This is a genomic window from Pseudoxanthomonas kaohsiungensis (assembly GCF_010211765.1).
GTDB lineage: Bacteria > Pseudomonadota > Gammaproteobacteria > Xanthomonadales > Xanthomonadaceae > Pseudoxanthomonas > Pseudoxanthomonas kaohsiungensis.
In genome coordinates, this window is sequence record NZ_PDWO01000008.1 from 170,930 (window position 1) to 181,315 (window position 10,386).

8 protein-coding genes and 2 tRNA genes are annotated in these 10,386 nt (G+C 72.0%); 2 read left to right on the plus strand and 8 right to left on the minus strand.

The genetic code is table 11. The features are described 5' to 3' along the window. Positions 1-22 precede the first annotated feature (22 nt). The gene (locus CSC66_RS10540) at positions 23-1,291 is read left to right on the plus strand and encodes a glutamate-5-semialdehyde dehydrogenase (protein ID WP_162377346.1); all 1,269 of its coding nucleotides are present in this window, start codon (positions 23-25) and stop codon (positions 1,289-1,291) included. Positions 1,292-1,558: 267 nt separating this feature from the next. On the opposite strand, the gene CSC66_RS10545 is transcribed toward CSC66_RS10540, so the two are convergent. The 8 genes from CSC66_RS10545 to amaB all read right to left on the minus strand — a co-directional run bounded on the left by CSC66_RS10545 (position 1,559) and on the right by amaB (position 9,845). Then, entirely contained in the window at positions 1,559-2,776 is a 1,218-nt protein-coding gene (locus tag CSC66_RS10545) for a CynX/NimT family MFS transporter (RefSeq protein WP_162377367.1), read from the minus strand. Positions 2,777-2,920: 144 nt separating this feature from the next. Further along, positions 2,921-2,997 (minus strand) — tRNA-Pro (locus CSC66_RS10550). Positions 2,998-3,514: 517 nt separating this feature from the next. Beyond that, entirely contained in the window at positions 3,515-4,438 is a 924-nt protein-coding gene (locus CSC66_RS10555) for a DMT family transporter (protein WP_162377347.1), read from the minus strand. A 15-nt stretch (positions 4,439-4,453) separates the two neighbouring features. Continuing rightward, the gene (gene murB, locus CSC66_RS10560; protein WP_162377348.1) at positions 4,454-5,494 is read right to left on the minus strand and encodes a UDP-N-acetylmuramate dehydrogenase; all 1,041 of its coding nucleotides are present in this window, start codon (positions 5,492-5,494) and stop codon (positions 4,454-4,456) included. Positions 5,495-5,575: 81 nt separating this feature from the next. Beyond that, positions 5,576-6,631, minus strand: a complete 1,056-nt coding sequence (locus CSC66_RS10565; RefSeq protein WP_162377349.1) for a quinone-dependent dihydroorotate dehydrogenase — start codon at positions 6,629-6,631, stop codon at positions 5,576-5,578. Positions 6,632-6,644: 13 nt separating this feature from the next. Continuing rightward, positions 6,645-6,926 carry a DUF4190 domain-containing protein gene (locus CSC66_RS10570; protein ID WP_162377350.1) on the minus strand — a complete coding sequence of 94 codons (282 nt, stop codon included), beginning with the start codon at positions 6,924-6,926 and terminating at the stop codon, positions 6,645-6,647. 374 nt (positions 6,927-7,300) lie between these two features. Continuing rightward, on the minus strand, positions 7,301-8,086 hold the full coding sequence (locus CSC66_RS10575) for a class I SAM-dependent methyltransferase (RefSeq protein ID WP_162377351.1): 786 nt from the start codon (positions 8,084-8,086) through the stop codon (positions 7,301-7,303). A gap of 226 nt (positions 8,087-8,312) precedes the next feature. Then, complete coding sequence (gene amaB, locus CSC66_RS10580) at positions 8,313-9,845, minus strand: L-piperidine-6-carboxylate dehydrogenase (protein WP_162377352.1); 1,533 nt, start codon at positions 9,843-9,845, stop codon at positions 8,313-8,315. 167 nt (positions 9,846-10,012) lie between these two features. Here amaB and CSC66_RS10585 point away from each other — a divergent pair. Further along, positions 10,013-10,089: transfer RNA gene (locus tag CSC66_RS10585), tRNA-Arg, on the plus strand. The last annotated feature ends 297 nt before the right edge of the window (positions 10,090-10,386 follow it).

Consider the following 10,386-nt stretch of genomic DNA (forward strand, 5'->3'; position numbering starts at 1 on the left):
CCGGAACGCGAGGGGAAAGGCAATGACCGAAGCCAGCGGAATCAGGGAACAGGCACTGCGTTGCCGCGACGCCGCGCAGGCGCTCGCGCAGCTGGACAGCGTGGCCAAGGACGCGTTGCTCGAGTCGATGGCGCGGGCGCTGGAGGACGACGCCGACGCCATCCTCGCCGCCAACGCGCGCGACCTCGAGGCCGCCCGCGCACGCGGCACGGGCGGTGCGATGCTCGATCGCCTGACCCTGGATCCCGCGCGCCTGGCCGGCATCGCCAGGGCGCTGCGCGAGGTCGCCGCGCTGCCGGACCCGGTCGGCCAGGTCACTCGCCGCGAGACCCGCCCCAACGGCATCCGGGTCGAGCGCGTGCGCGTGCCGCTGGGCGTGATCGCCATGATCTACGAGGCGCGCCCGAACGTGACCGCCGACGCGGCGGCGCTGTGCATCAAGGCGGGCAACGGCGTGATCCTGCGCGGCGGCTCGGAGGCGATCCACTCCAACACCGCGATCGCCGCGTCCCTGCAGCGGGCCATCGGCGAGGCGGGCCTGGACCCGGCCGTGCTCACCCTGGTCACCGACCTGCGCCGCGAGACCATGCTCGAGCTGCTGCAACTCACCGACATCGTCGACCTGGCCATCCCGCGCGGTGGCGAGGGCCTGATCCGGTTCGTCGCCGAGCACGCGCGCGTGCCGGTGATCAAGCACTACAAGGGCGTGTGCCACCTGTACGTGGACCGCGCCGCCGACCTGGAGCTGGCGCTGCGGCTGCTGCTCGACGGCAAGGCCTCGCGGCCGGGCGTGTGCAATGCGCTGGAGACGCTGCTGGTGCACGCCGACGTCGCGGCGCGGTTCCTGCCCGCGGCCGGCGCGGCGCTGCGCGCGCGCAGGGTCGAGATCCGCGGCGACGCGGCGACCCGGGTGCTGCTGCCCGACGCCGCGCCGGCGAGCGAGGACGACTATGCAGCCGAGTTCCTCGACTTGGTCATCGCCGTGCGCGTCGTCGACGACCTGGCGCAGGCGATCGACCACGTGCGCCGTTACACCTCCGACCATACCGAAGTCATCGCCACCACGGACGAGGCCGCCGCACGCCGGTTCGTCGACTCGCTGCGCTCGGCGGTGGTGATGGTCAACGCGTCCTCGCGCTTCTCCGACGGCGGCGAACTGGGCCTGGGCGCTGAGATCGGGATCTCGACCACGCGCCTGCATTCCTATGGCCCGATGGGGCTGGAAGCGCTGACGGTGGAACGCTTCGTGGTCCACGGCGAGGGCCAGGTCCGGCATCCGGACCTGCTGTAACGCCGCATTGTCCGCCGGCCCGACCCGGCACGCCGCCCGGCATCTTCCGGTCGGCCAACCGGGTACACCCTGCCGCCACCCTTATAGGAACCCACCCTCATGGGCGACCCGGGAATGCATGGGCCTGGTGCGTTTGTAGGAGCCCATCCTCATGGGCGACCCGGGAATGCATGGGGTCTGGTGCGTTCGACAGCGCAAACGGGGAGGACATCGGGTCGCCCATGAAGATGGGCTCCTACATGCGGGGTGTCGCGCAGGCGACGGTGCCTACCAGCGCTCTTCGAGGTATCCCGGCCGGCAGGCCAGCCACGCGCCGGCGACCATCACCGCCACGCACAGCGCCAGGAACGCGAACGGCGCCCCCCAGCCGTGGCTGCGCTCGTGCAGCCAGCCGAACAGCAGCGGCCCCAGGCAGCTGAGCGCGTAGCCCAGGCCCTGCGCGAACCCCGACAGCGCGGCCGAGCCGGCGGGCGTGCGCGTGCGCAGGTTGATCAGGGTCAGCACCAGCGGGAAGGTGCTCGGGCCCAGGCCGAGCAGCGTCACCCACAGCAGCGGCGCGGCCATCGGCGCCCACAGCAGGCCGGCGAAGGCGGATAGGTGGCAGGCCGCGCAGAACAGCGCGATCGGCAGCGGATTGCGCATCCGCGCCGCTAGGGTGGGCATCGCCAGCGCGCCGACCAGGCCCAGCGCCGAGAACAGCGCCAGCATGGTGCCGCCGAACGCGGGGCTGGCCCCGGCCTCGACCAGCAGCTTGGGCAGCCAGGTGAACATGGCGTAGGTGACCAGCGAGGTCATGCCGAACATCAGCGCCAGGCCCCAGCCGAGGCTGGTGCGCCAGACCCGTCCGCGCGCCGGCGGGGCCGCCAGCTCCGGCGCTTCGTCACCGGGCACTACGGCCCGGTCGTGCAGCGCGGCCAGGGCGCTGCCGGCGCGCCGCTCGATCCGCAGCACGCCCAGCCACGGCAGGATCGCGGCGACGGCCAGCAGCGTCCACGCGCCCATCGAGATCCGCCAGCCGGCCGCGTCGGCCAGCGGCACCGCCAGCAGCGCCGGCAGGATGGTGCCGACCTGCAGCACGGTGATGTACAGGCTGCTGACCGGGCCCACCCGGTCGGGGAAATAGCGCTTGACCAGCGGCGGCAGGATCACGTTGCCGATGCCCATGCCGAGCAGGGCCACCGCCGAGGCGACCAGCAGGCCCGCGCTGCCGCCGGCCAGCGAGCGCCAGAGCAGGCCGGCCGCGGCCAGGCCCATCGACAGGATCGCAGTGCGCTCCAGGCCCAGGCGATGGGCCAGCCGCGGCGTGCCGACGCCGGCGACGGCGAACGCGGCGGTGGGAACCATGCCGAGCAGGCCGGCGAAGGTCGGGCCGAAGCCGAAGTCGTCGCCGAGCCGGTCCAGCAGCGGGGTCAGCGAGGTGACCGCGGTGCGCAGGTTGAACGCCGACAGCAGGATGCCGGCGAGCACCAGCGCGCGGCCGGGCAGGCGGGCGTGGGGTTCGTGCGCGGGCATGCGAGGCGTCATCGGCTGCCGGTGGGGGAGGCATGGTCCGGTCCCGTGCAGGGGTCACGGACCGGAAAAAGCGAAGACCGGCGCAAGGCCGGTCTTCTGCTGTACCGCTTGTATCAATGGTCGGGGAGACAGGATTCGAACCTGCGACCTCTACGTCCCGAACGTAGCGCTCTACCAGCCTGAGCTACACCCCGACAAGGCCGCGCATGATACTGGATCGATGGCGCCCGCGGCAAGGATCCGGGCGCTTTTTCTCCTTCCCCGGATGCCTGCAGGGGGAGCGCCAGGGGCAGGGCCAACGGCGGCGGTTGCGTCGGGGCCGCTGGGGCGCGGCGGTGCGGTCATGGTTGCGTCGGGGTCGCAAGGAGAGGCGGTGGTGCCGGGCGGATCGTGTCGTTGCTGTAGGAGCCCATCCTCATGGGCGACCCGACGCGGCCGAATGCCACCCACCATTCATTCCGGCGACGGAGCGCAGCGGGGCGAGCCCCGCTCTACGAGAGCAACGCACCCACGGCTCTCGTTGTTTTGTAGGAGCCCATCCTCATGGGCGACCCGACGCGGCCGAACCCCACCCACCATTCATTCCGGCGACGGTGCGCAGCGGGGCGAGCCCCGCTCTACGAGAGCGGGCGCGACAAAGGCTCTTCTAAGATCGAAGCCGCGTCCTGTTCCATGCCTGGGGAAGGCACCGGCGCCGGTGCATCGACCGCCTCACTCGCCTGGCTTGGCCGCCGAACTCGCCGCTTCGGAAGAGGCGCGCCGGGCCAGTGTCGCTTCGCGGTGGGCGATGTAGGCATTCGCGCCCAGGATCACCGCCGCGCCGGCCAGGGTCCAGCGGTCGAGCGACTCGTCGAACAGCAGCCAGCCGAACAGCGCCACGATCGGCAGCTGCATGAAGCTGATCGGGGTCAGCGCCGAGACCTCGCCGAGCTTGAGCGCGCGCGTCCACAGCATGTGCCCGCCGGTGCCGAACAGGCCGGCGCACACCACCCAGACCCAGACGATCCCCTGTGGCCACTGCCAGACACTGAGCGCCGGCAGCAGCGACATCGGCACCCACAGCAGGGTGGTCCAGATCACGATGCGGTCGGCCGGTTCGGTCGCCGACAGCTGCTTGATCTGGATCGCGACGATGCTCGACAACAGCGCGGCCAGCACCGCCACCATCGTGCCGGCGGTGAACTGCGCGCTGCCCGGGCGCACGATCAGCAGCACGCCGACGAAGCCCAGCGCCACCGCGATCCAGCGCCGCGCGCGCACCTGCTCGCCGAGCAGCGCGGCCGCGGCGATGGTGACGAACAGCGGCGTGGAGTAGGACAGCGACACCGCCTGCGCCAGCGGCAGGTGGCCGATCGCCCAGAAGCCGGCCAGCATCGAGCAGATCCCGACCAGGCAGCGGAACAGGTAGCGCGGGAACTGGTCGGTGCGCAGGAACCCCGGCCCATGCCGCAGCAGCAGCGGCAGCGCCGCCAGCAGACCGAAGAAGTTGCGGAAGAACGCGATCTCGAACGTATGCAGGCTGGCCGAGGCCAGGCGGATGGTGATCGCCATCAGCCCGAACAGGACCGTGCTGCCGAGCATCAGCAGCGCGGCGTGCCAGTGGGTGGCGAAGGGCGCGCGCGCGGTTTCACCCATGGCCGTTACGGCCGCCTACCAGCGCGCGCCGACGATGCGCGGTTCCGGCTCCAGCGCCACGCCGAACCGGTCCTGCACCGAAGCGGCGATCCGCCGCGCCAGGTCGAGCAGCTGCAGCCCGGTGGCGGCGCCATGGTTGACCAGCACCAGCGCGTGCGCCGGCGAGACCCCGGCATCGCCCTCGCGCGCGCCCTTCCAGCCGCAGGCATCGATCAGCCAGGCGGCCGAGAGCTTGCGCGTGCCGTCGCCGTCGCCGGGGAATACCGGCAGGCGCGGGTGCGCGGCCTGCAGCGCCTGCGCCAGCGGCGCCGGCACGATCGGGTTCTTGAAGAAGCTGCCGGCGTTGCCGACCACCGCCGGGTCGGGCAGCTTGCGGCGGCGGATGCGGATCACCGCTTCGGCCACCTCGCGCGCGCCGGGCGTGGCCACGCCCATGGCGGCCAGTTCCTCGCCGATGCCGGCGTAGTCCAGCCGCGGCTTGGCGTGGCGCGACAACGCCAGCTCGACCGCGGTCACGATCCAGCGTTCCGGATCGCGCTTGAAGGCGCTGTCGCGGTAGCCGAAGGCGCAGGCCGCCCGGTCCAGGCGCACGTTGCGCTGCGCCCGCCGGTCCCAGGCCTCGACCGCGACGATGCGTTCGCCGACCTCCACGCCATACGCACCGATGTTCTGGATCGGCGCGGCGCCGGTGCTGCCGGGGATCAGGGCCAGGTTCTCCAGGCCGCACAGGCCCTGGTCCAGGCTCCACATCACCAGGCCGTGCCAGTCGGCACCGGCGTCGGCGCGCACCACCGCCTGCACGCCGTCATCGGCGATCACCTGCAGGCCGGCCGCGCGCAGCGCCACCACCGCCCCGGGCGGATCGCCGGCGAACAGCAGGTTGCTGCCGCCGCCGAGCATCAGCAGCGGCAGGTCGCGGACCTGGGCCAGGTCCAGCGCTTCGGCCAGCGAGCCGGTGTCGTTGACTTCCAGCAGCCACGGCGCGCGCGCGGCCACGCCGAAGGTATTGCGCCCGGCCAGGTCGGCGTCGCGCAGCAGGCGGAACAGGGCGGTCATGCGCGCGGAACCGTCGCCGGCAGCGCCGCCGGCCGCGATGGGGTGGTCGCCGTCATGGGTTCGGGTTCGCGCGCCGGAACGTCACGCCGCACTGGCCGTGCCGCGGCTGGGGGATTCCTTGCGCCGGCGCATCGCGTCGACGCATTCGCCGACCAGTTCCGGCCCGCGGTACACCAGGCCGGTATAGCACTGCACCAGGCTGGCGCCGGCGGCCATCTTGGCCACCGCGTCGGCGCCGGAGAGGATGCCGCCCACGCCCACCAGCGGGATCGACTCGGGCAGGCGCGTGCGCAGCCGGCGCAGCACCAGGGTCGACTGGCCCATCAGCGGCGCGCCGGAGAGGCCGCCGGCTTCCTTGGCATGGCGATGGCCCTGCACGGCGGTGCGCGAGACGGTGGTGTTGGTGGCAACCACGCCGTCGACCTGCAGGTCCGACAGCACCCGCGCGGCGGCGTCGATGTCGGCGTCGGTCAGGTCCGGGGCGACCTTGACCAGCACCGGCACGCGCTTGCCGTGCTGGGCCGCGAGCCGCTCCTGCGCCTCGCGCAGCGTGGAGACCAGGCGGCGCAGCGCCTGCTCCTCCTGCAGCTCGCGCAGGCCGGCGGTATTGGGCGAGGAGATGTTGACGGTGATGTAGTCGGCCAGCGGATATACGCGCGACAGGCAGTACAGGTAGTCGCTGGCGGCGTCCTCGTTGGGCGTGTCCTTGTTCTTGCCGATGTTGATGCCGAGCAGGCCGCCCTTGCGCTGCGCCCTCTGCACGTTGCGCACCAGCGCGTCGACGCCGCCGTTGTTGAAGCCCAGGCGGTTGATCAGCGCCTCGTCGCCGACCAGGCGGAACATGCGCGGCTTCGGGTTGCCCGGCTGCGCCCGCGGGGTGACGGTGCCCACCTCGATGAAGCCGAAGCCCAGTGCCAGCAGCGCGTCGATGTGCTCGCCGTTCTTGTCCAGGCCGGCGGCCAGGCCGACCGGATTGGGGAAGGTGAGGCCGAGCAGCTTGGTCGGCAGCGCCGCGCGCGGGCTGGCCAGCAGCTTGACCGAGCCGGTGCGCCAGGCCAGGTCCAGCGCCTTCAGGCCCAGGCCGTGCGCGCGCTCGGCATCCAGGGCGAACAGGAAGGGGCGTGCGAAGCCGTACATCGTCGCCGCGTCCTCAGGAATTGAGGGCGGCGAACCAGGCGAGGCCGCCCAGGAACGCGAACACGATGAACAGCCCGGCCAGGGTCAGCGCCATCGCCACCCAGCCCAGCACCAGGCCGGCGACCGCCAGGCCGTCGCCGTCGAGCTGGCCGTTGGCCGCGCGGATCTCGCGGCGGGCCATGTGCCCGGTGATGATCGCCACCAGGGCGCCCAGGAATGGCAGCAGGGTCCAGCCGAGGATGCCGGACACCAGGCTGGTGATGGCGAGGGCGCTGGTCTGGCGGGTCGGGTTCATGCGGGGACGGGTTCCTGTCGGGGGAGCAGGCGGACGCGCGGTCCGGAGCGGAGTCCGGGCGGGGGAGCGGCGGGCCGTGCGGGGCGTGATTATCCCAGAACGCGGCGCGCGCCGCGTGCAACCGGTCACGGCCCGCGGTGGCGGCATGCATGCGCCCCCGTCCGGAATGGTGGGGATCGGCTGCGCCGTCGTGCCGGCCTGCGGACCCGGCAGTCGTGGGCCGCTGCCTGTCCGTTGCCAGTCCGCCGAGCCCGGTTCGCTGGGGCCGCCCGGGCGAGGCATGCCGGGCTCGTGCGCGGCCGGGCGTCGACGCAGGCGTGACATGCCGGCGGGTTGACGCCGTCCGCGTCCAGGCACGCGCCGGCGGCAGCGGATCAGTCCAGCGTGCCGGCGAACACGCGGGTGTCGTAGTCGAAGTCGACGTGGCCGTCGACCGCGGTGGCGTCGAACAGCCGCGCCAGCGCGTCCAGCATCGGCGCATGCCGCGGGTGCCCGGCGCGCGGTGCGTACGAGGAGGAGAGCAGGCGTCCGCGCAGGGCGTCGAAGTCCAGCCGCTGCGAGTGCGGGAAGCGCGCCATGCCGCGCAGTCCCGCGCCGAACCAGCGGCGCATGTGGTCGTCGTCGCCGTAGCGTTCGGACACGCTGCTGTAGTCGAGGCCGTGGTCGAGCAGCAGCCGTTCGTAGCCTTCCAGGAACGCCGTGCCGGTGAGCCGGCGCGAGTTCCAGTACACCGCGACCAGGCCCGGTTTCCGGTCGGCTTGCCGGCGCAGGATCCGCCGCCATTCGGCCTTGACCGCGTCCTGGTCGAACCAGTGGAAGGCCTGCGCGGCGGAGACCAGGTCGACGCTGGCGTCGGGCAGGGTGGTGGCTTCGGCGCGGCCGTCCACCGCGACGAAGCGTTCGTTGCCGCCGAGCCAGGCGACGGCGGCCCCGCGCATCGCCGCATTGGGCTCCACCGCAACCACCTCGTGGCCGGCGTCGAGGAACAGCTTCGAGGAGATGCCGGTGCCGGCGCCGACGTCGGCGATCTTCCACGACGCGTCCACGCCGCATTCGGCGTGCAGCCATCGCAGCAGGGCCGGCGGATAGTCGGGCCGGTAGCGCACGTAGTCGGCGACGCGGTCGGTGAAGCGGGTGGTCGATGCGAGGTCGTCGGTCATGTCGCCCCTTTCCCGCGTGGCGGGTCTCGCCCCAGGTCGTTGCATCGGTAGAGCGGGGCTTGCCCCGCTGCCATTTTCCTCGGCCGGCAACAGGTCCCGAATAAACCAGCGGGGCAAGCCCCGCTCTACGATTCGCGGCGGCCGGGCCCCGCGCCGTGAACCGCGGACGGGACCGGCCCGGCGCGATGATCCGCGGGCGAGGCAAGCCCCGCCCGCGGGTCCGGTCTTACAGGTCGAACTTGATGCCCTGCGCCAGCGGCAGCGAATCCGAATAGTTGATGGTGTTGGTCTGCCGGCGCATGTAGACCTTCCACGCGTCCGAACCGGACTCGCGGCCGCCGCCGGTGTCCTTCTCGCCGCCGAACGCGCCGCCGATCTCCGCACCGGAGGTGCCGATGTTGACGTTGGCGATGCCGCAGTCGCTGCCCGCCGCCGACAGGAACTTCTCGGCCGCCTTCAGGTTCTGGGTGAAGATCGACGAGGACAGGCCCTGCGGCACGCCGTTCTGCATCTCGATCGCCTCGTCCAGGTCCGAGTACTTCATCACGTACAGGATCGGGGCGAAGGTCTCGTGCTGGACGACCGCGTCGGTGTTCTTCAGCCCGGTGATGATCGTGGGCAGGACGAAGTGGCCCGGGCGGTCCAGCGCCGCGCCGCCGGTCTCGACCTTGCCGCCGGCGGCCTTGGCCTGTTCGACCGCGGCCAGGAACTGTTCCACCGCGCCGCGGCTGTTGAGCGGGCCCATCAGGTTGGCGGTGTCCAGCGGATCGCCGATCTTGCCTTCGACCTGCTTGTAGGCCTTGACCAGCGTCTCCAGCACGGTGTCGTAGATCGATTCGTGCACGATCAGGCGGCGGGTAGTGGTGCAGCGCTGGCCGGCGGTGCCGACCGCGCCGAACACGATGCCGGGAATGGCCAGCTTCAGGTCCGCGGTCTCGTCGAGGATGATCGCGTTGTTGCCGCCCAGCTCCAGCAGGCAGCGGCCCATGCGCCGGGCGACCTTGACCGCGACCTCGCGGCCGACCTGGGTCGAGCCGGTGAAGCTGATCAGCGGGATGCGCCTGTCCTCGACGAACTTCTCGGCCAGCGCGGTGCCGGCGTCGTTCACGAGGAAGAAGATGTCCGGGAAGCCGCCTTCCTTGAGCGCGGCGTTGCAGATCTTCATCGAGGCGATCGCGGTCAGCGGGGTCTTGTTCGACGGCTTCCAGATGCAGATGTCGCCGCAGATCGCCGCCAGGAACGAGTTCCAGGCCCACACCGCGACCGGGAAGTTGAACGCGCTGATGATGCCGACCAGGCCCAGCGGCTGGTACTGCTCGTACATCCGGTGGCCGGGGCGCTCCGAATGCATGGTGTAGCCGTAGAGCATGCGGCTCTGGCCCACCGCGAAGTCGGCGATGTCGATCATCTCCTGCACTTCGCCGTCGCCCTCGGCCTTGCTCTTGCCCATCTCCAGCGCGACCAGCGAGCCCAGCGCGTCCTTGTTCGCGCGCAGCGCCTCGCCGCACAGGCGGATCGCCTCGCCGCGGCGCGGGGCCGGGACCGTGCGCCAGGCCTTGAACGCGGCCTGCGCATTGGCGACCACGGTCTCGTAATCGGCCTCGCTGGTCGCCTGGACCTGGGCGATGACCTCGCCGGTGGTCGGGTTGGCCGGGTTCAGCACGCCGGCGCCGGTGGCGTCGGACCAGGTGCCGTTGCCGAGGTAGGTGCCGGAATTGGTGGCGCCAAGGCCCAGGGCCTTGAGCAGGGAAGCGGACATGGAATCTCCTGAGAATGGTGCGGGCCGGGGGGCCCGGAGTCGCGCCGCGGGTGGGGACGGCGGCGTCTCGATGCGTGCGGCGATTCTAGCAAATGGGGTCCGGCGGCCCGTTCGGAAGGGGCCCCGCTTGGGCCGGGCCGAGGCCGCGTGCGACAATCCGCCGCCTTGGCCCCGTAGCTCAGCTGGATAGAGCGGTCCCCTCCTAAGGGACAGGTCGTGCGTTCGAATCGCGCCGGGGTCACCATCCATTACCACGCCGCGCCTGCGCGCTGGCGCGCTGGAGGCCCGGCATCCGGCGCTGGCGCCAGCTCCCGAAGTCCCCTTCGCGACCAGGATCCCCGGGGCTCCCCGGCCATGACCGGCCGCTGTCCGGGGTAGGGCCCTGCACGCAGGTGTCCTGGCGGGTCCCAGCCCCGAGGGTGTCAGGATTTTTGTGTGCAGGGCCTACTCTTGAGGCAGGAGGAGCAGGCCATGGCCAGGAAGAAGACCCCGGGGACGGGGGTGCAAGCGCAGGCAGCGGTGACGATCCCACCGGAGGTGC

Excerpts from the sequence above, each read along its gene's own strand:
- CSC66_RS10575 (WP_162377351.1), bottom strand. The coding sequence starts at position 8,086 with ATGACCGACGACCTCGCATCGACCACCCGCTTCACCGACCGCGTCGCC.
- amaB (WP_162377352.1), bottom strand. The coding sequence starts at position 9,845 with ATGTCCGCTTCCCTGCTCAAGGCCCTGGGCCTTGGCGCCACCAATTCC.
- CSC66_RS10570 (WP_162377350.1), bottom strand. The coding sequence starts at position 6,926 with ATGAACCCGACCCGCCAGACCAGCGCCCTCGCCATCACCAGCCTGGTG.
- CSC66_RS10540 (WP_162377346.1), top strand. The coding sequence starts at position 23 with ATGACCGAAGCCAGCGGAATCAGGGAACAGGCACTGCGTTGCCGCGAC.
- murB (WP_162377348.1), bottom strand. The coding sequence starts at position 5,494 with ATGACCGCCCTGTTCCGCCTGCTGCGCGACGCCGACCTGGCCGGGCGC.
- CSC66_RS10555 (WP_162377347.1), bottom strand. The coding sequence starts at position 4,438 with ATGGGTGAAACCGCGCGCGCGCCCTTCGCCACCCACTGGCACGCCGCG.
- CSC66_RS10565 (WP_162377349.1), bottom strand. The coding sequence starts at position 6,631 with ATGTACGGCTTCGCACGCCCCTTCCTGTTCGCCCTGGATGCCGAGCGC.